This is a genomic window from Mycobacterium hubeiense (assembly GCF_002838065.1).
Lineage (GTDB): Bacteria > Actinomycetota > Actinomycetes > Mycobacteriales > Mycobacteriaceae > Mycobacterium > Mycobacterium hubeiense.
Genome location: NZ_PIZU01000020.1, coordinates 83,332 through 103,583 on the forward strand (window position 1 = coordinate 83,332; position 20,252 = coordinate 103,583).

The 20,252-nt window shown below is 67.3% G+C and carries 18 protein-coding genes, 1 tRNA gene and 1 pseudogene; 7 read left to right on the top strand and 13 right to left on the bottom strand.

Features of this window, described 5'->3' with window-relative positions; all coding sequences use genetic code 11:
• Nucleotides 1-16 precede the first annotated feature (16 nt).
• Entirely contained in the window at nt 17-1,165 is a 1,149-nt protein-coding gene (locus tag CWS39_RS16500; RefSeq protein ID WP_102144030.1) for a nucleoside triphosphate pyrophosphohydrolase, read from the top strand.
• 78 nt (nt 1,166-1,243) lie between these two features.
• Here CWS39_RS16500 and efeB read toward each other — a convergent pair whose 3' ends face one another.
• Nucleotides 1,244-2,494, bottom strand: coding sequence for an iron uptake transporter deferrochelatase/peroxidase subunit (gene efeB / locus CWS39_RS16505; RefSeq protein WP_102144004.1), 1,251 nt, complete (start codon nt 2,492-2,494; stop codon nt 1,244-1,246).
• The gene (locus CWS39_RS16510; protein WP_102144005.1) at nt 2,491-3,411 is read right to left on the bottom strand and encodes an EfeM/EfeO family lipoprotein; all 921 of its coding nucleotides are present in this window, start codon (nt 3,409-3,411) and stop codon (nt 2,491-2,493) included. Before CWS39_RS16510 ends, efeB begins: the two co-directional genes overlap by 4 nt.
• A gap of 355 nt (nt 3,412-3,766) precedes the next feature.
• On the opposite strand from CWS39_RS16510, the gene CWS39_RS16515 reads away from it, so the two are divergent.
• From CWS39_RS16515 to CWS39_RS16535, 5 genes and pseudogenes are all read left to right on the top strand, one after another.
• Nucleotides 3,767-4,441, top strand: a complete 675-nt coding sequence (locus tag CWS39_RS16515) for a lytic murein transglycosylase (RefSeq protein WP_102144031.1) — start codon at nt 3,767-3,769, stop codon at nt 4,439-4,441.
• A 77-nt stretch (nt 4,442-4,518) separates the two neighbouring features.
• Nucleotides 4,519-5,793 (top strand): annotated as a pseudogene (gene eno / locus CWS39_RS16520) (phosphopyruvate hydratase); the annotation flags it as partial.
• Between the two features lie 81 nt (nt 5,794-5,874).
• A complete protein-coding gene (locus tag CWS39_RS16525; protein ID WP_102144007.1) occupies nt 5,875-6,525 on the top strand; it encodes an FtsB family cell division protein in 651 nt (216 codons plus the stop codon).
• Entirely contained in the window at nt 6,518-7,009 is a 492-nt protein-coding gene (locus CWS39_RS16530) for a DUF501 domain-containing protein (protein WP_102144008.1), read from the top strand. The genes CWS39_RS16525 and CWS39_RS16530 overlap by 8 nt, the downstream gene beginning before the upstream one ends.
• Complete coding sequence (locus CWS39_RS16535; protein WP_102144009.1) at nt 7,006-7,944, top strand: Ppx/GppA phosphatase family protein; 939 nt, start codon at nt 7,006-7,008, stop codon at nt 7,942-7,944. The genes CWS39_RS16530 and CWS39_RS16535 overlap by 4 nt, the downstream gene beginning before the upstream one ends.
• An 8-nt stretch (nt 7,945-7,952) precedes the next feature.
• Here the strand turns inward: CWS39_RS16535 and CWS39_RS16540 are convergent, their stop codons facing one another.
• The 11 genes from CWS39_RS16540 to CWS39_RS30045 all read right to left on the bottom strand — a co-directional run bounded on the left by CWS39_RS16540 (nt 7,953) and on the right by CWS39_RS30045 (nt 19,872).
• Complete coding sequence (locus CWS39_RS16540) at nt 7,953-8,657, bottom strand: ZIP family metal transporter (RefSeq protein WP_102144010.1); 705 nt, start codon at nt 8,655-8,657, stop codon at nt 7,953-7,955.
• A 9-nt stretch (nt 8,658-8,666) separates the two neighbouring features.
• Nucleotides 8,667-9,095 carry a DUF4383 domain-containing protein gene (locus CWS39_RS16545; protein ID WP_102144011.1) on the bottom strand — a complete coding sequence of 143 codons (429 nt, stop codon included), beginning with the start codon at nt 9,093-9,095 and terminating at the stop codon, nt 8,667-8,669.
• Nucleotides 9,096-9,133: 38 nt separating this feature from the next.
• The gene (locus tag CWS39_RS16550) at nt 9,134-9,616 is read right to left on the bottom strand and encodes a DUF4383 domain-containing protein (protein WP_431306140.1); all 483 of its coding nucleotides are present in this window, start codon (nt 9,614-9,616) and stop codon (nt 9,134-9,136) included.
• Nucleotides 9,617-9,960: 344 nt separating this feature from the next.
• Nucleotides 9,961-11,961 carry a propionyl-CoA synthetase gene (locus CWS39_RS16560; protein ID WP_431306143.1) on the bottom strand — a complete coding sequence of 667 codons (2,001 nt, stop codon included), beginning with the start codon at nt 11,959-11,961 and terminating at the stop codon, nt 9,961-9,963.
• Entirely contained in the window at nt 11,855-12,538 is a 684-nt protein-coding gene (locus CWS39_RS16565) for a response regulator (RefSeq protein WP_199178150.1), read from the bottom strand. The genes CWS39_RS16560 and CWS39_RS16565 overlap by 107 nt, the downstream gene beginning before the upstream one ends.
• On the bottom strand, nt 12,535-15,036 hold the full coding sequence (locus tag CWS39_RS16570; RefSeq protein WP_431306141.1) for an ATP-binding protein: 2,502 nt from the start codon (nt 15,034-15,036) through the stop codon (nt 12,535-12,537). The genes CWS39_RS16565 and CWS39_RS16570 overlap by 4 nt, the downstream gene beginning before the upstream one ends.
• 7 nt (nt 15,037-15,043) lie before the next feature.
• Complete coding sequence (locus CWS39_RS16575) at nt 15,044-15,868, bottom strand: potassium-transporting ATPase subunit C (RefSeq protein WP_102144016.1); 825 nt, start codon at nt 15,866-15,868, stop codon at nt 15,044-15,046.
• Between the two features lies 1 nt (nt 15,869).
• On the bottom strand, nt 15,870-17,993 hold the full coding sequence (gene kdpB, locus CWS39_RS16580; RefSeq protein WP_102144017.1) for a potassium-transporting ATPase subunit KdpB: 2,124 nt from the start codon (nt 17,991-17,993) through the stop codon (nt 15,870-15,872).
• On the bottom strand, nt 17,994-19,664 hold the full coding sequence (kdpA, locus tag CWS39_RS16585) for a potassium-transporting ATPase subunit KdpA (protein ID WP_102144018.1): 1,671 nt from the start codon (nt 19,662-19,664) through the stop codon (nt 17,994-17,996). It abuts the gene before it with no gap.
• Nucleotides 19,664-19,750, bottom strand: coding sequence for a potassium-transporting ATPase subunit F (locus CWS39_RS30225; RefSeq protein ID WP_102144019.1), 87 nt, complete (start codon nt 19,748-19,750; stop codon nt 19,664-19,666). Before CWS39_RS30225 ends, kdpA begins: the two co-directional genes overlap by 1 nt.
• Complete coding sequence (locus CWS39_RS30045) at nt 19,747-19,872, bottom strand: hypothetical protein (protein ID WP_255413021.1); 126 nt, start codon at nt 19,870-19,872, stop codon at nt 19,747-19,749. The genes CWS39_RS30225 and CWS39_RS30045 overlap by 4 nt, the downstream gene beginning before the upstream one ends.
• Nucleotides 19,873-20,045: 173 nt before the next feature.
• Here CWS39_RS30045 and CWS39_RS16600 point away from each other — a divergent pair.
• Nucleotides 20,046-20,120: transfer RNA gene (locus CWS39_RS16600), tRNA-Leu, on the top strand.
• The last annotated feature ends 132 nt before the right edge of the window (nt 20,121-20,252 follow it).

Here is a 20,252-nt window from a genome sequence, read left to right on the forward strand (position 1 = left end):
TGATGAGTCGAACACCATGACGGTGGTCCTGGTCGATCCACGCCGCCCCTCCCTGGTCCCGGTTGAGGCGATAGACCTCCTGGCCGGTGATGTTCAGTACACCGAAGAGATGCCGGTGAAAGTGCCGTGGTCGCTGCCCTCCGCACGGCCGGCGTATGACGGCGAGGACGCCCCGGTGTTGCTGTCGTCGGACCCGGAGCATCCGGCGGTCAAGGCCCGCCTCGCCGCGGGGGATCGGCTGATCGCGGCGCCCGAACCCCAACCGGGGGAGCGGCTGGTCGACGCCGTCGCGATGATGGACAAGCTGCGCACGTCCGGCCCGTGGGAGTCCGAGCAGACGCACGACTCGCTGCGCCGCTACCTGCTCGAAGAAACCTACGAGTTGTTCGACGCGGTGCGCAGCGGGAACGCCGACGAGTTGCGGGAGGAACTCGGAGACGTGCTGCTGCAGGTGCTGTTTCATGCGCGCATCGCCGAAGATGCGCCACAGCATCCGTTCACTATCGATGATGTCGCCGACTCACTGGTGCGCAAACTGGGCAATCGGGTGCCCGCCGTGCTTGCGGGGGAACCGATTTCGCTCGACGAGCAGCTTGCGCAGTGGGAGGAACGCAAGGCCATGGAAAAGTCGCGCGGCTCCTGCCTGGACGACGTGCCCACCGGGCAGCCGGCGTTGGCGCTGGCGCAGAAGGTGATTGCGCGGGTGACGCAGGCGGGCCTGCCGGCAGATCTGATTCCGTCGACGCTCACGTCGGTGGCCGTGTCAGCCGACGTTGACGTCGAAAACAACGTGCGCACAGCGGTTTTGGAGTTCATGGACACTGTGCGGGGTGTGGAGCACGCGATCGCGGCGGGCCGCCGTGGCGAGGATGTCCCGGAGGAGCTCGACATTGCCCCGCTGGGGGACGTCTCCGAAGAGGAGTGGCGGGCCTACTGGCCGTCGGAGTATGTCGAGGTGGAAGCGGCCATGGAGCCCGACGAGGCGCAGGCCGAACTCGACGAGGTGGCCGAAGAAGAGCCGGCTGACGAAGAGCCCGCCGACGAAGAGCCCGCCGACGAGCCCGTGCCCGAAGACGTCTCGACCGAAGACGCCAAGCCGGAGGACGTCGCAGAAGAGCCTGCGCCCGAGGACGTCTCCACCGAAGAAGCCCTCAGCGACAACTGATCCGCACCGCGTGCGTAACGTCATGGCGGTCAAACGCCGAATCTTCCGCCACTGCGTTACGCACGAGCAGCGCGCCCGTCACGCGACCAATTGATCCCCGAGGTAGCGGTCCGAACCCGTCACGCCCGGCAGCGCAAAGAAGAAACCGCCGCCCACCGGCAAGATGTATTCCTCGAGCGGTTCACCCTTCAATCGCGCCTGCACCGTGAGGAATCCGCGCTGCAGGCTACGTTGGTAGCAGACGAACGCCAGGCCCTGATCGAGCCGCCCGGCCCCGTCGAAACCGCGGGCATACGAGAAACCGCGGCGCAGGATCCGGTTCTCCTCCGTCTCCGCGGTGCGCGGATTCGCCAACCGAATGTGCGCGTCGAGCTTGATGCGGTCCCCGTTGGGATCCTCGGCATAAACGGGATCGTCGAACTCGTCGGCCATCCCCAGCGGTGCGCCACTGACCTTGTGCCGGCCGATGATTGCCTCCTGCTCGGCCAGCTGTGTGCGGTCCCAGAACTCGACGAACATCCGGATGATCCGCACCGCCTGATACGAGCCGCCCGTCGCCCACTGCGGCTCACCGTCGTCGGGCGCCACCCACACCAGCCGATCCATCAGCGCGTCGTCAGAAGAATCGAGGTTCGCGGTTCCGTCCTTGAACCCCAGCAGGTTTCGCGGTGTCGCCGTGGATGACGCGGCGCCGGCGCCGCGGGCATACCCGTCGATCATCCACTGCATCACCAGATCTCCACGCGTGCGGCGCATCAATTGTCGAAGCGCGAACTGCAGCGTATCGGTGTGACCGGCCTCCAATGTCAGCAACAGATCCCCGTGCGACTGCTTCGGATCGAGCCTGTCGTTGGCCAAAAACGGCATCGTGACCAGTTCCTTGGGCTTACGATCGGCCAGCCCGAAGCGGTCGTCGAACAACGAGGCGCCAACGCTCACCACGACCGAAAGGTTGTCCGGCGGCGGCTTGTCGCCCAGGATCCCGGAGTCGACAGGCGGGTACGCGGGGTCACGCGCCGGCGGCGGCTCGCCCGCCATCAGCCCGCGAATCTCGTCGGTGAGGTTGGCCAAGGTGGCGGCGAGCCGAGCGCGGTCGTCCGACATCACCGAGAAGGCGGCCATCAAGCCCCGCGCGGGCACCGGCAGCGCGGTGATCCCCGTTTGGTGCGGCCCCTCGAACGGGATGAACGCGGCCGTCGGCGCTGCCTCCGGCGCGTCCTGGCCAGATGAGCAACCGGCCATCGCGCCCGCGCCCGCCGCGACACCGACGCCCAACGCCCCGGTGACGAATCCGCGGCGTGAGATGCCAGGACGCGGACGTTCGGTCACTTCAGTCCCAGCACTCCCGCGACTTGGGACACGTTCTCCGACAGGCCGGCGAGCTGCGCCTTGAGCTTGTCGATGGTCGGCTGGTCCACGGTGACGCCGGTGCACCGGGCCGACGGGTACGGGTCGTTCGGCGTGCAGTAGAGCACCCACCCGTCGCCTCGGCGCAGCGGCTGCAGCGTGGCGTTGAGATCGTCAAAACCCTTGTTGATCTTGCCCAGAAGCTCCGGGTCGGCCTCCTGCAACGCGGGCGTGAGCTTGTCGATGGCGGCCTTCGACCCCTGCAGGTTGGCGTCGAAGTCCCACAGGTCGGTCTTGGAGTAGCGGTCCTCCTCGCCGGTGATCTTGCCCTCGGACACCTCTTCGATCAGCTCGGCGGCGCCGACCGCGACGTCGCGCGGTGTGACGTCCAACGTTGGCATCTGCGTGTTGAGCGTGGCGATGTCACGGTCGAGTTGGTCGGCGAACGGCGCGCCGCCGTCGGTGGTGTTCTTCTCGAACAGCAAAAATTCGAGCCGGTGCCAGCCGGTGAACTCGGGATCGTCGACGCCGGCGAAATCGTCGACTCGGGCGTCGACCTTGCCGTCGATCTCCTCCACGAGGCCCGCCAGCGGCTCGATGCGCTCCCACGGCACGCGCGACGGGGCATACGCCGCCTGGGCGGCCTGCAGGTCACCCGCCCGCACGGCGTCGGTGAACACCTTCACGACGCGCACCAGTTCGCCGGTCTGCTCGACGGCGTAGGCCTGGTAATCCTCGGCCGCCTTGTCGGCGAGCGGATTCGCTTCCGCGGTCGCGACCGTCGTCGTGGTGGCGGCGTCGGCGTCCTCGCCGGCTTCGCTGGCATCGCTGCCCGAGCAGCCGGCCAGAGCCAGTGCCACCGCCACTACCGGTACCTGCCAGGCGAGATGCCGTCTCATCAGACCTCCTCGTGTAGTCGCGAGAACACTACATCGTTTCTGGCTAGGGTAGGCACACCTAAACGAAATCGCTCCGCCGCGGCCGCGCCGCTAATCTGGCTTCGGGGGGGAAGCCAATTCTCAGCAACGCCGGCCACGCCCCGCAGCCGGGGCAGAGTTGGTCGGTCGCATGGGAACATGGGGTGTCGACCAGAGTCGATTGAGGAGTGCTTTGTCGGACGAAGGGAGCGTATCGACGCTCGAGTCGGCCTCTGAGCGCGCACGCCGCGCACGGAGGCCGGGAGCCGTCTTGGCCGGCTCGCTGCGACGGCGCTGTGTCGCGATTGCCGCCGTCGTGGTCGCGACGCTCTTGGTGATGGCCTCCAGCTGTTCATGGCAACTCGGCGCACCGATTCCTGAGGGCGTGCCGCCACCGCCCGGTGACGCGGTGCCGCCCATCGACACCTACGCCGACGGTCGGCCGGCCGACCAGCTGCGCGAGTGGGCCGCCGAACGCGCGGAGAAGCTGGACATCCCGGTCACCGCGCTGGAGGCCTACGCGTACGCCGCGCGCGTCGCCGAGGTGGAGAACCCCAACTGCCAGATCAGGTGGCCGACGCTCGCCGGCATCGGCATGGTGGAAAGCCACCACGGCACCTATCGCGGCTCGATGGTGGCCCCCAAGGGCGACGTCACCCCGCCTATCCGCGGCGTTCGGTTGGACGGGTCGATGGGCAACATGGAGATCCTCGACAGCGACGGCGGAGAACTCGACGGCGACGCCGATCTGGACCGTGCGATGGGGCCGATGCAGTTCATCCCGGAGACCTGGCGGCTCTACGGGGTCGACGCCAACAACGACGGCAAGATCAGCCCCGACAACATCGACGACGCGGCACTGTCGGCGGCCGGGTATCTGTGCTGGCGGGGCAAGGATATGGCCACCCCGCGGGGCTGGATGAACGCGCTGCGGGCCTACAACCTGTCCGATCAGTACGCCCGCACGGTGCGCGACTGGGCGACGGCCTACGCGGCCGGGCACCCCCTCTAATACCGCCGCCCACCCGACCAGGCTCTAGGCTCATCCTTTAGTTCCCGGCACGACCAAGGACGACCAAGGAGAAGTCATTGCCCATCATCGAGCAGGTCGGAGCCCGCGAGATCCTCGACTCCCGCGGTAACCCCACTGTCGAGGTCGAGGTGGCCCTGACCGACGGCACATTCGCGCGGGCCGCGGTGCCCTCGGGTGCGTCCACCGGTGAACACGAGGCGGTGGAGCTGCGCGACGGCGCCGCACGGTACGGCGGCAAAGGTGTGCAGAAGGCCGTCGACGGCGTGCTCGACGAGATCGCGCCCGCGGTGATCGGCATGAGCGCCGACGACCAGCGGCTGATCGACCAGGCGCTGCTGGACCTCGACGGCACGCCGGACAAGTCGCGGCTGGGCGCCAACGCGATTCTCGGTGTCTCGCTGGCGGTGTCGAAGGCGGCGGCGGAGTCGGCGGGCCTGCCGCTGTTCCGCTACATCGGCGGACCCAACGCTCACATCCTGCCGGTGCCGATGATGAACATCCTCAACGGCGGCGCCCACGCCGATACCGGCGTTGACGTACAGGAATTCATGGTCGCGCCCATCGGTGCGCCGTCATTCAAGGAGGCGCTGCGCTGGGGCGCCGAGGTGTATCACGCGCTGAAGTCGGTGCTCAAGAAGCAGGGCTTGGCGACGGGCCTGGGTGACGAGGGTGGTTTCGCACCCGACGTCGCGGGCACCAAGGCCGCGCTCGATCTGATCGGCACGGCCATCGAAGGCGCCGGATTCAAACTCGGTCCCGACATCGCGCTGGCACTCGACGTGGCGGCCACCGAATTCTTCACCGACGGAACGGGTTACAACTTCGAGAAGGAAACCCGCAGCGCCGAGGCGATGTCCGAGTTCTACGCGGGCCTGATCGACTCCTATCCGCTGGTGTCCATCGAAGACCCGCTGTCCGAGGATGATTGGGACGGTTGGGTGGCGTTGACGACCGCCATCGGCGACCGGGTCCAACTGGTCGGTGACGACCTGTTCGTCACCAATCCCGAGCGGCTCGAGGAGGGCATCGAAAAGGGCGCCGCCAATGCGCTTTTGGTGAAGGTCAACCAGATCGGCACCTTGACCGAGACGTTGGATGCGGTGGCCCTGGCGCATTCCAGCGGCTACCGCACCATGATGAGCCACCGCAGCGGTGAAACCGAGGACACCACGATCGCCGACCTCGCGGTCGCGGTGAGCAGCGGTCAGATCAAGACCGGCGCCCCGGCCCGCAGCGAGCGCGTGGCAAAGTACAACCAGTTGCTGCGCATCGAGGAAACCCTCGGCGACGCCGCGCGTTACGCCGGTGACCTGGCATTCCCGCGGTTCTCGTTGGGCGATGAGCCGCTTGCGCGAAGTGGGGGCACCTCCCGCCCGAAGGGCTGGGGGACAGATAAAGAGGCCAAATAGCCCGTGCCCGAAGCGAAACGGCCCGACCCGAAGCGGCGCCCCCCGGCATCCAGACCAGCCAAGCCGGGGAAAGCAGGCGGTTCGAAACCGGGCCGGTCGCGGGGCGCGGCGCCGGCGCGTCGAGCGAACGGTTCACGGTCGGCTCCGGAACCGGAGAACGGCGGTTCGATTCGGCAGTCCATCGCCGAAGCCGCCGAGCAGCAGTCCGAGCAGCGTTTCGGCTCGGCGGCGCGCCGTGCGGCCATCCTGGCGGCCGTCGTCTGTGTGCTCACGCTGACGATCGCGGGCCCGGTGCGCACCTACTTCGCGCAGCGCACCGAGATGAAGCAACTGAAGGCCACCGAGGCCCAATTGCGGTCCCAGATCGCCGAACTCGAGCAGCAGAAGGTCAAACTCGCCGACCCCGTGTACATCGCCGCGCAGGCGCGTGAGCGGCTGGGCTTCGTGATGCCCGGTGACATTCCGTATCAGGTGCAACTGCCGCCGACGGCGGCGGTGCCCGGCGGGCCGGAGGATCAACCGTTCGCCCCGAAACCGGGGGAGCCCTGGTACACGTCGCTATGGCACACGATTGCCGATGAGCCGCACGGGATCTCGCCCACCACGCCTGCGCCGCCGCCACCGCCTCCTCCCGCTCCGGCTCCCGGTGGTTGAACAAGCCGATCTCGACGCCGTTGCGCGGCAGCTGGGTCGAGAGCCTCGCGGTGTCCTCGAAATCGCCTACCGCTGCCCGAACGGCGAGCCGGGCGTGATCAAGACGGCGCCGAGATTGCCTGACGGAACACCGTTTCCGACGCTGTACTACCTGACGCATCCGGTGTTGACGGCGGCGGCGAGCCGGCTGGAATCTTGCGGGCTGATGCGGGAGATGACGGCGCGGCTGGCCGAGGACACGTCGCTGGCCGCGGCGTACCGGCGGGCCCACGAGTCCTATCTGGCCGAGCGGGATGCGATCGAATCGCTCGGCACCACGTTCTCCGGCGGGGGCATGCCCGATCGGGTGAAGTGTCTGCACGTGCTGATCGCGCACTCACTGGCCAAGGGCCCCGGCGTGAATCCGTTCGGGGACGAGGCGCTCGCGTTGTTGGCCGACGAACCCGAAATGGCGGGCATTTTGGAGAAGGAGCGTTGGACATGAGCCGGGTGGCAGCGGTCGACTGCGGCACCAACTCGATCCGGTTGCTGATCGCCGACCGGCTCGACGGGCGGCTGCGCGAGGTGCACCGGGAGATGCGCATCGTGCGGCTGGGCCAAGGAGTGGACGCCACAGGAGAATTCGCGCCCGATGCGCTGACGCGGACGCGGGCGGCGTTGACGGACTACGCGTCATTGATGCGCGATTACGAGGTGTCGGCGGTGCGGATGGTGGCGACGTCGGCGGCACGCGACGTCGCCAACCGGGACGAGTTCTTCGCGATGACCTCCGACGTGTTGGGCGCGGTGGCGCCCGGGGCAGTGGCCGAAGTCATCAGCGGCACCGAAGAAGCGGCGCTGTCGTTTCACGGCGCCGTCGATGAATTGGACCCTGCGGAGGCACCTTTCGTGGTTGTGGACCTCGGTGGCGGGTCGACGGAGGTGGTGCTGGGCTCCCGCGACGTGCAGGCGAGTTTCTCGGCCGACATCGGATGTGTGCGGCTGACCGAACGCTGCCTGCACTCGGATCCACCGACCGCCGTCGAGATCGCGGCCGCACGCGACGTGGTGCGCGAAGCGCTGGGCGAGGCGCTGCGGGCGGTGCCCGTCGAAGGCGCCAAGACCTGGGTCGGCGTCGCCGGCACGATGACGACGCTGTCGGCGTTGGCGCAGCGAATGACGACCTACGACCCCAACGCAATTCATTTGTCGCGCGTCGGGTTCGGCGAGCTGTTGGCGGTGTGCGACGAGCTGATCGCGATGACGAGGGCCCAGCGCGCCGCACTGGGGCCGATGCATGAGGGCCGCGTCGATGTCATTGGCGGCGGGGCGATCATCGTCGAAGAGCTGGCGGACGCGTTGGGCACTCGCGCTGGCATCGACGAGCTCGTGGTGAGCGAGCACGACATCCTCGACGGCATCGCCCTGTCCATCCCGTAGCCTCTGCGTCAGCTAGCCAGCGATAGCCCCGCCGCGACTGCGAAGCCCAGCACCGCCGCCAAGCCGGCAGGTTCGCGGCCCTTTTCCGTCGCTTCGGGAATCATCGAGCCGACCAGCATGACCAGCAGCGCGCCCGCCGCGAAACCATCGATGCCGCCCTGCAACTCCTTGCCGGCGAACTCCTGCAATTGATAGCCGCCGACGGTCGCGGCGGCGCACAGCAACGCAATCGCGGTCCAGCCCAACAGGATTCGACGTGTGTGGTGGCCGGCGGCCCGCAGATCGCTGGCCGAGCCGATGGCCTCGGGCAGGTTGGACACGAAGATCGCCAGTACCAGCGCAAGACTCACGCCCGCACCGCTGGCGATACCGATGCCGAGCACGGCCTGTTCGGGGATGCCGTCGAGCAGCCCGCCCAAAAGCAATGGCAGACCCGCCGTTTTCGCGTCGCCGCCGCCCAGTCGATCCACCGCCATGTCGGCGAGAAAGAACGTGACTGCACCGGCGGCCAGCCCCAACGCCACCGGCAGCGCGCCGCCGACGCGAAATCCCTCCTCCGCCAACTCAAATGAGATGCTGGCGACCAACGCGCCGGCGCCGAATCCGAGAACCAGTCCGACCAGCCGGTGATTCCAGTCGCGCACCACGCCGGCGATCGCGCCGAGCACCAACGACGATGCGGCGAGCAAGCCCCAGCCCAGTGTCTCCAGCACACAGGCAGCTTAAGTGCGACGCCGCCGCTTCGTCGGGTCGTGGCGACCCGCGAGTGTCACGCCCAGCAGCATCATCACCGCACCCAACCCGAGATGCAGCCAGTTATCGGCGCTGTTCACCGGCACCGCGTTGGCCGGGGTGCCGTGATCAATGGCCAGGCCGTACGCCCACAGTCCGAGATAGACCAGACCGCCGACGAGAAAGTACCGCCGCGACCACATGTAGCTGCGCGCCATCACCAGGCCCACGACACCGAAGAGCAGATGCACGGCGTTGTGCAGCCACGACACCGTGAAGATGCCGAACAGCTTGGCCCCGGAGTGATGTCCCGCCACCGCGAGCTCGTCGTAGGCCGTCGTCACCCCGGGGACGAAACCCAGCACGCCGACCACCAGGAACGCCCCGCCGACCAATAGCGCCGCGCCTTGCACGGCCATCAGTTTGGGAGTCCTGGTGGACGACGTCGCTTCCACAGTTACCGCGTGGCCTCGTGTCCGCCACGCGCGGAGAGCCGCTTGCCGGCCAGCGCCACGCCGAGCACAACCATCGCCGCGCCGAGCGCCAGATGCAGCCAGTTGTCCGCGTTGTTGACCGGAACGAAGTTGGCCGAGGATTCGTGGTCGATCAGCAAGCCGTACAACCACAACACCAGGTAGATGACGCCGCCGCCGATCAAGAATCCGCGCGCGCCGGCGAAGGTGCGTGCCATCAGCAACCCGACCACACCGAAGGCTAGGTGCACGATGTTGTGCAGCACCGAAACTTCGAAGATGCCGAGAAGATGGGCACCCGACTCGTGTCCGGCAAAGGTCATCGTGTCGTAATCGGTGGTGATACCGGGAATGAACCCCAGGATGCCAACCACCAAGAACGCCGCCGCGACCGCAAATGCTGCGAGTTGAACAGCCGTATACCTGGCCACCATTCCGGCTGGCCTCGACTGATCGCTGGTTGCCATTGTCGTTCCTTTCCTCAGGTACAGGCATTCCTGAATACCCGGAAAAGGTCGGTATAAACGCAGACCAGCGGTCGTTATTGCGGCCCGCAGGCCGGCGGGCTACTTCCTGACGCGGCAGCCGGCGGAGATATTGCCGCAGTGGCGGCCGGCATCGCAGTTATTGCACCGACAGACGCAACCCGTCCTGGACTTGGTTGGTGCTACTCGCATCGCTGTTCAACTCCTTTGTGGCTCTGACCGCTCCGATATCGAAGTGGGAGCAGAGTTCTCTAGCTCGAACAGATATCAACATATGACGACTTCACAATAGTTCGCATCTCTTCGGAGAGAAAGCAACGAGACAGTTAACGCGCGAGGATCGGTTTGAGCGCGTCGAGCACCGCCGGATCCTCGATGGTGGACGGCACCGGTTCGTCACGGCCGTCGGCGATTCCGCGCATCGTCTTGCGCAGAATCTTGCCCGAGCGTGTTTTCGGCAGCGCAGGGACGACGTCCACCGTCTTGAAACAGGCTACGGCGCCGATGTTTTCGCGTACCGCGTCGACGAGCTCATCGGCGAGCCGCTCCGCCGACGCGCCGGCCTTGAGCACCACGAAACCGCGCGGAACCTGGCCGCGCAATTCGTCGGCGACACCGATCACCGCGCACTCGGCCACCGCGGGGTGAGCGGCCAGCACCGCTTCGATCGACCCGGTCGACATGCGGTGTCCGGCAACGTTGATGACGTCGTCGGTACGGCCCATCACGAACAGGTAGCCGTCGTCGTCGACGTAGCCGCCGTCGCCGGTGAGGTAGTAGCCGGGGAAGGCCGACAAATACGACGCAATGTAGCGGTCGTCGTCGCCCCACAGCGTCGGAAGTGTGCCGGGCGGCAGCGGCAACCGCACGCAGATCGCGCCTTCCTCGTTGGGTTCGCATTCGGAGCCGTCCGGCCGCAGGATCCGCACGTCGTAGCCCGGCATCGGCACGGTGGCCGAGCCGGGTTTGATCGGCAGCGGTTCGACGCCCATCGGGTTGGCGGCGATGGCCCATCCGGTTTCGGTTTGCCACCAATGATCGACGACGGGAATACCGAGCTTCGCCGATGCCCACTCATAGGTGCCGGGATCGAGCCGTTCACCCGCCTGGAACAGATATTTCAGTGAAGACAGGTCGTACTTGCCCAGATGCAGGCCGTCCGGATCTTCCTTCTTGACGGCCCGAATGGCCGTCGGCGCAGTGAACAACGCCTTCACGCCGTGTTCGGAGGCCACCCGCCAGAACGCGCCCGCATCCGGGGTGCCGACCGGTTTGCCTTCGTAGAGAACACTCGTCGCACCCAGAAGCAAGGGCCCGTACACGATGTAGGAGTGGCCTACCACCCAGCCGACATCGCTTGCGGCCCAATACACGTCGGCCGGCGCGGTGTCGTAGATGTGGCGCATGCTCCACAGCAACGCGGCGGCGTGGCCACCGTTGTCGCGGACGATGCCCTTGGGCTTGCCCGTCGTGCCGGATGTGTAGAGCACGTACAGCGGGTCGGTGGCGTTGACCGGAACCGGGTCGACGGGTTCGGCGTCGGCCATCAGTTCGTGCCAGCCGCGGTCTCGGGCGGTCAGCTCGCAGGGCTGCTGTTCGCGCTGCAGGATCACGCACACCGGCGGCGCGTGCTGCGCGCGCTCCAGCGCGGCGTCGAGCATTGGCTTGTAGGCGACGGTCCGGGTGGGTTCGACGCCGCAGGATGCCGAGACGACGACGGCGGGACGGGCATCGTCGATGCGCGCAGCGAGCTCGTTGGCGGCGAATCCACCGAACACCACCGAGTGCACCGCGCCCAGCCGGGCGCAGGCCAGCATCGCGATCACCGCTTCCGGCACCATCGGCATGTAGATGACGACGCGGTCGCCCTTACCGACGCCGAGTCCCCGTAGCGCGCCGGCGAATCGGGCCGTCTCGGCGAGCAGTTCGCGATAGGTGTAGGTGCGCTGCGTGCCGGTCAGGGGGGAGTCGTAGATCAGCGCCTTTTGGTCCCCGCGCTGCTCGATGTGGCGGTCCAGCGCGTTGGCGCACGTGTTCAGCTCCCCGTCGGGGAACCAGCGGTAGAACGGCGGGTTGCTGTCGTCGAGCACGCGCGTCGGCTCACGGGTCCAGGTGACGGCCCTGGCGGCGTCGGCCCAGAAAGCGGTGGGGTTGTCGATGCTGGCGTTGAACAATTCCCGATATCCGCCCATACCCGCACGGTAGCGCGCGGGCACGCGCTTACTCCTGGAATCGGTAACCCATGCCGGCCTCGGTGAGCAGGTGCACGGGGTGCGACGGGTCGTTCTCCAGCTTGCGCCGCAATTGCGCCAGGTACACCCGCAGATAGTGGGTCTCCGTGGCGTAGGCGGGCCCCCATACCTCTTTGAGCAGCTCCTCGCGGCCCACGAGCTTGCCGCGGTTGCGCACCAGCATCTCGAGCATGCCCCACTCGGTGGGCGTCAGGTGCACCTCGCTGCCGTTCTTGGTGACCTTCTTGGCGGCCAGGTCGACGGTGAAGGACGACGTTTCGACGACGGGCTCCTCGGTGTCGGACGCCGCCGCGCCCCGGCGTACCGCCGCCCGCAACCGGGCCAGAAACTCGTCCATGCCAAAGGGTTTGGTGACGTAGTCGTCGGCGCCGGCGTCCAGCGCCTCCACCTTGTCCGAGGAGTCGGTGCGGGCCGAGAGCACGATCACCGGTGCCGAGAGCCAGCCGCGGATACCGGCCAGCACCTCGATGCCGGACATATCGGGCAGTCCGAGGTCCAGCACCACTACGTCGGGGCGGTGGTCGGCGGCCTTGCGCAGCGCCTCGGCTCCGGTGGCGGCGGTGGCGACGTCGTAGCCGCGCACCGACAGGTTGATCCGCAGCGCCCGCAGGATCTGCGGTTCATCGTCTATCACCAGCACCCGGGTCTTCACGGCGCCGCCAATTCGATCTCGACGGTGAGCCCGCCGCCCGGGGTGTCGGTGGCGGAAATACTGCCGCCCATCGCCTCGACGAATCCGCGGGCCACCGACAGGCCGAGGCCGACGCCGGTGCTGGTGTCGTGGTCGCCGAGCCGCTGGAACGGAGCGAACAGCTGCTCTTGGGCGCCGCGCGGGATGCCCGGTCCCTCGTCGACGACCGCGATCAGAACCCGGTCGCCGACGCGCCCGGCGGTGACGCGCACCGGGCCGTCGGGAGCGTATCGCAGGGCGTTGTCGATGAGGTTGGCCAGCACCCGCTCCAGCAGGCCGCCGTCGGCCAGCGCGACCGCATCGCCTACGTCGACCTTCACGCGGTCGAGGCCATCGCGGCCAAATACACTGGCGCGCTTGCTGATTCCCAGCAGTGCGCGTTGCACCGTCTCCTCCAGGTACACCTCGCGCAGTTCAGGCTTGACCACACCTGCGGCCAGCCGCGACGAGTCCAGCAGGTTGCCGACGAGCGCGGTGAGTTGGTCGATGGACTCCTCGATGGTGGCCAGCAGTTCGGCGGTGTCTTCGGCGGAGAAGTCGACGTCGTCGCTACGCAGGCTGGACACCGCGGCCTTGGCGGCGGCCAGCGGGGTGCGCAGGTCGTGGCTGACCGCCGACAGCAGGGAGCGACGAAGTTCGTCGGCCTGCGCGATGGCCGCGGCGCTACTGGCTTCTTCGGTCAGCTCGCGTTGTTTGACCAGGCCCGCCGCCTGTTTGGCGACGGCGCCCAGCACCCGGCGGTCGCGGGCGGCCAGCTTGCGGCCGGTCATCAGCATCCAGAACTCGTCGTCGCCCACTTCGATTGCGGTGTCGGCGGTGTCGACGTCCACACACGGGTCCTGGCCCACGCAGCCGACGACCCCGACGCCCTTGCGCAGCAGGCTGACCGAGCGCTGCCCGTACGTTTCGCGGACCCGCTCCAAGAGGGCGTCGACGTCCGCGCCTCGCAGCACCGATCCCGCGAACAGCGCCAGCAGTTCGGCTTCCTGCGAGGCCCAGCGCGCTTCGCGGGCCTTTTTCGCCGCACCGTCGACGAGCGCGGCCACCGCGACGGCCACCAGCAGCAGCACCACGATGGTCAGCGCATTGTCGAGTTCGGCGATGGTGAACGTGTGCCGCGGGTCGATCAGGAAGAAGTTGAGCAGCAGGCCGGACAGCACCGCCGACAGCGCGGCAGGGGCGACACCGCCCAACAGCGCGACCACGAGCACGCCGATGAAGAACAGCGCGCTTTCGCCGCCAACGCCCAGCAACGGGTCGAGCGTGGACACGATCAGCGCGCAGATGGCGGACGGAACCACAAGCGCGGCAAGCCAAGACGTGAGGCGACGCTCTCGCGGCGCGACCCGCGCCCACGAGAAGCCCGCCTTGGCTTCGTCATGGGTGACCATGTGGACGTCGATCTTCCCCGACTGCTGCACCACCGACGCCCCGATGCCCTCGTCGAGCATGCGTGCCCACCGCGACCGCCGCGAGGTGCCGAGCACCAGCTGGGTGGCGTTCATTTCGCGAGCGAAATCCAGTAGGGCAGTGGGGACGTCGTCGCCGACGACGGTGTGCACCGTCGCGCCCAGGCTGGCCGCGAGCTCGCGGACCTTGCCCATCTGGGGCGCCGACACCCCGGCCAGGCCATCGCCGCGCACGACATGCACCACCATGAGTTCGGCGCTGGACTTCGACGCGATGCGAGATGCCCTGCGCACCAGCGTTTCCGACTCTGGTCCGCCGGTGACGGCGACGACGACGCGTTCACGGGCTTCCCAGGTGTCGGTGATCTTCTTGTCGGCGCGGTATTTCTCCAGGGCGGCGTCGACCTGATCAGCTAGCCACAGCAGGGCCAATTCCCTTAGCGCGGTGAGGTTTCCGGGCCGGAAGTAGTTCGACAGCGCGGCGTCGACGCGTTCGGGTTTGTAGACGTTGCCGTGGGCAAGCCTGCGCCGCAACGCTTCCGGTGTGATGTCGACGAGTTCGATCTGATCGGCGGCGCGGACGATCTCGTCGGGAATCTTCTCCTTCTGCTCGATGCCGGTGATCTGTTCGACGACGTCGTTCATGCTTTCCAGGTGCTGGATGTTGACGGTCGAGATCACGGTGATGCCGGCGTCGAGCAGCTCCCGCACGTCCTGCCAGCGTTTGGGATTCTTGCTGCCCGGGGTGTTGGTGTGGGCGAGCTCGTCGACGAGCACCACCTGCGGCCGGCGGCGCAGCACCGCCTCGACGTCAAGTTCCTTGAAGCGGGTGCCGCGGTATTCGATATAGCGGGGCGGGATGACCTCGATGCCGTCGAGCAGGTCCGCGGTCTTCTTGCGGCCGTGGGTCTCGACGACGGCGGCGACCACGTCGGTGCCGCGTTCCAGCCGGCGATGCGCCTCGCCGAGCATCGCGTACGTCTTACCCACGCCGGGTGCCGCGCCGAGATAGATGCGCAGCTCCCCGCGCTTCGGCGGGTACGTGCTCACCTGCCCATCATCCACCTGCCGACATGTGGTCGAGCGCGATGTTGAGTTCGAGCACGTTGACGCGCGGCTCGCCGATGAAGCCCAGATCGCGACCGTCGGTGTGCTGGGCGACGAGGTGGCGCACCTGCTCGGGGTTCATGCCACGTGCTTCGGCAACCCGGTTCACCTGTAGGTCGGCGTACGCGGGCGAGATGTGCGGGTCCAGGCCGCTGCCGCTGGCGGTGACCGCATCGGCGGGCACCTCGCCGTGCGCGGTGCCGCGGATCGGGACAATCCGCCCGGCGGAGTAGTCCTCGCCCTCATGGGCGCATTCGACGCGAACGCCCGCATAGGTGCTTAGGAACGGCCTTGGTGTGTCGGCGCAGGGTTCGTTGACGCTCACGACCCTGGTCGGGCCGGGGCCCATGACAGCGAGCACCGCGCCGACGCCGTCGCGGGTGCAGAACGGCCGCGAGCCGTCCACGCCGTCGAGGTCGCCGACGGCCTTGCTGCGCTGGCAGACGAGGGTGAGCAGGCCCGGCTTGTCGGGTGCGTCGACGATGCTTTCCGGCCCGAGGTTGCTGGCGCCTGTGGACAACGTGTCGTAACCGTTGCCGGCGGCCGACGGTCGGCTCTGGAAGTACTGCGGCAGCGGGTTGCCGTCGGCGTCGGTGAACAGTTGGCCGATCAGGCTGCTGCCCACCGCTTTTCCGTCGACGTGGACGATCGAGCCGTCGGCGTTGTCACGCAGGCCGGGCAGCTGGGCGATCAGCCACACGGCGATCGGGTAGCCGATGCCGACGATGACGGTGAGGGTCAAAAGCGCACGCAGCGCAGCCCAGTGCATTCGCATTTCACATCCCGGGGAAGAGTTGGACGATCAGGTCGATGAGCTTGATCCCGACAAACGGGGCGATGATGCCGCCGAGGCCGTAGATATAGAGGTTGCGGGAGAGCAGCTTCGACGCGGCGCTGGGGGTGTAGCGGACGCCCTTGAGCGCCAACGGGATCAGCGCGACGATGACGAGCGCATTGAAGATGACCGCGGACAGGATCGCGGACTGCGGGCTGTGCAGCCGCATGATGTTGAGCAGTTCGAGTCCGGGGAACAGCGCGACGAAAAGCGCCGGGATGATCGCGAAGTATTTCGCGATGTCGTTGGCGATGCTGAACGTGGTCAGCGCGCCGCGGGTGATCAGCAGTTGCTTGCCGATCTCGACGATCTCGATCAGCTTGGTCGGGTCGGAGTCGAGGTCGACCATGTTGCCGGCCTCTTTGGCCGCCGACGTGCCGGTGTTCATCGCGACGCCGACGTCGGCCTGGGCCAGGGCGGGCGCGTCGTTGGTGCCGTCGCCGGTCATGGCGACGAGCCTGCCGCCTTCTTGTTCGCGTTTGATCAGCGCCATCTTGTCTTCGGGCGTGGCCTCGGCAAGGAAGTCGTCGACGCCGGCCTCGTCGGCAATCGCCTTGGCGGTCAACGGGTTATCTCCGGTGATCATCACCGTGCGGATGCCCATGCGGCGCATCTCGTCGAAACGTTCCCGCATGCCCTGCTTGACGACGTCCTTGAGGTGGATGACGCCGAGAACGGTCGCCTTGCCGTCCTTGAGCTCGCCCACCGCCAAAGGAGTGCCACCGGCGGCGGCAATACCATCCACGATGTGGGTGAGTTCCGTTGGGACATCTCCTCCTTCGGAACGCACCCAGTCCGCGACCGCGCCGGCGGCACCCTTGCGCAGCCGATGGTCGTCTAGGTCTACACCGGACATGCGGGTGTGGGCGCTGAACTCCACCCAGCGTGCGCTGCTGAGCTCACCCGGCGTGCGGGCGCGTAATCCATACTGCTGCTTGGCAAATACGACGATCGAGCGGCCCTCGGGTGTCTCGTCGGCGAGGCTGGACAGCTGAGCGGCATCGGCGAGTTCCTCGGCGGTGACGCCTTCTAGCGGCACAAAGGCGGCGGCTTGGCGGTTACCCAGGGTGATCGTGCCGGTCTTGTCCAGAAGCAGGGTGTTGACGTCGCCGGCGGCCTCGACGGCGCGTCCGGACATGGCCAGCACGTTGCGCTGCACCAGCCGGTCCATGCCGGCGATGCCGATCGCGGACAGCAGCGCGCCGATGGTGGTCGGGATGAGGCAGACCAGCAGCGCCACCATGACGATGCCGGAGATGCCGTTGGCGTTGAGCGCCAACGTGTCCGGCACGCCGGGATTGTTGGCCTTCGAGTAGATGGCCAGCGGCTGCAGGGTGGCGACGGCGACGAGGAAGACGATCGTCAGCGACGCCAGCAGGATGTTCAGCGCGATCTCGTTGGGCGTCTTCTGCCGGTTGGCGCCCTCGACGAGGGCGATCATCCGGTCGATGAAGCTCTCGCCCGGCTTCTGGGTGATCTTGACGACGATGCGGTCCGACAGCACCGTGGTCCCGCCGGTGACTGCCGAGCGGTCGCCGCCGGATTCGCGGATGACGGGCGCGGACTCGCCGGTGATGGCCGATTCGTCCACGGTGGCAATACCTTCCACCACGTCGCCGTCGCCGGGAATGGTCTGGCCGGCTTCGACGACGACGATGTCGCCCTGTTTCAGTTGCGGGGCGGGGACAAGTTCCTCGGCGCCGGAGTCCGTGAGCCGTCGAGCCATGGTCGCGGTCTTGGTGCGGCGCAGGGTTTCAGCCTGCGCCTTGCCGCGGCCTTCGGCGACGGCTTCGGCCAGGTTGGCGAAAACCACGGTCAGCCACAGCCATGCCACGATCAGCCAGGCGAACCAGGATGGGTCGACGGCGGCGAGGACGGTGCTCCACACGGCGCCGATCTCGACGATGAACATCACGGGGTTGCGCCACATTGTTCGGGGGTAGAGCTTGCGCAGCGCGTCGGGTAGCGACCTCCACAGCATCTTCGGGTCCAGCAGCCCGCCCTGAATGCGGCTGGGTGCCTTCGCTTTCAGCGCGGCGGCGGTGTCGATAGTGGCGGTGGGCATTTAATGGATTCCTTCAGCGAGAGGCCCGAGCGCGAGCATGGGCAGAAAGGTGAGGGCGACGAGGATCAGCGTGACTCCGGCGACCAGCCCGACGAATTGCGGACGGTGGGTGGGCAGCGTTCCTATGGATTCGGGCGTCTTGCCCTGGCGGGCAAGCGATCCGGCGAGGGCGAGGACGAAGATGACCGGAAGAAAGCGCCCGAACACCATGGCCAGACCGAGTGCGGTGTTATACCAATCGGTGTTGACGCTCAAGCCGGCGAAGGCCGACCCGTTGTTGTTGGCCGCGGAGGTGAAGGCGTAGAGCACTTCCGAGAGGCCATGCGGTCCGGTGTTGAGCATGCCGGCGCGTTGGCCAGGCATCGCCATCGCGATGGCAGTGCCGGTCAGCACGATCAGCGGGGTGATCAGGAAGTAGGTTGCGGCGAGCTTGATCTCACGTGGGGTGATCTTCTTACCGAGGTATTCCGGGGTGCGTCCAACCATCAGCCCGGCGACGAAGACGGTGATGATGGCCAGGACGAGCATGCCGTAGAGGCCGGAGCCGACGCCACCGGGCGCGACCTCGCCGAGCTGCATGTTGAACAGCGTCATCAGGCCGCCGAGGCTGGTGTAGGAGTCGTGGAAGGAGTCGACGGCACCCGTGGACGTCAGCGTGGTCAGATCGGCGAACACGGCTGAATTGGCCACGCCAAAGCGTTGTTCGACGCCTTCCATGGCCGAGCCGACGGCCGTCGGCACCGTGCCACCCGCCCGCAGCTGGAACGTCAACATCAGGCTGACACTGAGGGTGGCGATGACGCCCATGACGGCGACGATGGCGTAGCCCTGCTTGCGGCTGCCGACCATGCGGCCGAAGGTGCGGGGCAGCGAGAACGCGATCATCGACAGCAGGAAGATCTCGACCCAGTTGGTCCAGGCGGTGGGGTTCTCGAACGGGTGCGACGAGTTCGCGTTGAAGAAGCCGCCGCCGTTGGTGCCGAGTTCCTTGATCGCTTCCTGGCTGGCGACGGGGCCGCCGGGGATGGTCTGTTGGGCGCCGCTGAGGGTAGTGACGACCTGGTCGTGCAGGGCGAAATTCTGGATCACGCCTCCGGCGATCAGGACGATGGCGGCGACGATGGAGATCGGCAGCAGGATACGGGTTGTGCCGCGGACGAGGTCGACCCAGAAGTTGCCGAGCTCGCCGGTGTTGCGACGGGCCAGGCCGCGCACGAACGCCATCGCGACGGCCATGCCGACCGCGGCGGAGACGAAGTTCTGCACGGCCAGGCCGGCCATCTGCACCAGGTGGCCCTGGGTGGATTCACCCGAGTAGGCCTGCCAGTTGGTGTTCGTGACGAAGCTGACGGCGGTGTTCCAGGCCAGGGCCGGCGTCATGGGTGTGCCGGGGTCGTCGAGGTGCAGCGGCAGCTTGCCCTGGACGAGCTGCAGGGTGAACAGGAACAGGATGCTGACCGCGCCGAAGGCGAGCACGCTGCGGGCGTAGGCGCCCCAGGTCTGTTCGGAGTGCGGGTCGGCGCCGATGGCCTTGTAGATGAGACGCTCTGGGCGGGAATGCTTTTCGGAGGAGTACACCCGATACATGTAGTCGCCGAGCGGTACATGGACAGCGGCCAGTGCGACGATGAGCGACAGGAGGAATAGCAGGCCGGCGGTCGTCGTGCTCATCAGAACCGCTCCGGGAAGAGCAGGGCGGCGAAGAGGAACAGAGCGATGAGAATGGCGAGCGCCAGGCCGATGAGGTTCTGGATCACAGGCCCTCGACCAACTTCACCGCCAGGCCGAGCAGCGCGAAGATCGCCACCGTCAGCGCGACGAACACGACTACGGACATGCCGTCTCCTTTACGGGCCGGCGGATCTCGACGGCCTGACACAGGATCGGCCCAGTTCAGGGGGATGGTCGTGGTCTTGACGGTTTCTTGACGGCGGCGGGGCGGACCTTTACGGAGCCTTTTCGCCGAACGTGGGCTTGCGGCACGCATCTGGCGCCTCGACCGTGATAAAAGTCCACACTCGAGGGGCGGGTAGCCTGCTCAGCGGTGGTCAAGCCCCCATAGCCCAATTTGGTAGAGGCCGCGGACTTAAAATCCGCCCAGTCTGGGTTCGAGTCCCAGTGGGGGCACAGTATTTGATACCGGGCGGTCGTAGGCTGGGCGGTAGCCCGTTCGCCTCGACCTTGCCCCGGCGTCCGCGCGGGGATACCGGCGCGACAAGACTGTCCCTGTCACAGGGGCTACCTGGCCCTGAACCGTCC

Bases quoted from the DNA above. Each gene is read 5' to 3' on its own strand.
- CWS39_RS16510 (WP_102144005.1), bottom strand. From the start codon at position 3,411: ATGAGACGGCATCTCGCCTGGCAGGTACCGGTAGTGGCGGTGGCACTG.
- kdpA (WP_102144018.1), bottom strand. From the start codon at position 19,664: ATGAGCACGACGACCGCCGGCCTGCTATTCCTCCTGTCGCTCATCGTC.
- CWS39_RS16550 (WP_431306140.1), bottom strand. From the start codon at position 9,616: ATGGCAACCAGCGATCAGTCGAGGCCAGCCGGAATGGTGGCCAGGTAT.
- CWS39_RS16575 (WP_102144016.1), bottom strand. From the start codon at position 15,868: ATGCGAATGCACTGGGCTGCGCTGCGTGCGCTTTTGACCCTCACCGTC.
- CWS39_RS16500 (WP_102144030.1), top strand. From the start codon at position 17: ATGACGGTGGTCCTGGTCGATCCACGCCGCCCCTCCCTGGTCCCGGTT.
- CWS39_RS16535 (WP_102144009.1), top strand. From the start codon at position 7,006: ATGAGCCGGGTGGCAGCGGTCGACTGCGGCACCAACTCGATCCGGTTG.
- CWS39_RS16515 (WP_102144031.1), top strand. From the start codon at position 3,767: ATGGCCTCCAGCTGTTCATGGCAACTCGGCGCACCGATTCCTGAGGGC.
- CWS39_RS16545 (WP_102144011.1), bottom strand. From the start codon at position 9,095: ATGGCCGTGCAAGGCGCGGCGCTATTGGTCGGCGGGGCGTTCCTGGTG.
- kdpB (WP_102144017.1), bottom strand. From the start codon at position 17,993: ATGCCCACCGCCACTATCGACACCGCCGCCGCGCTGAAAGCGAAGGCA.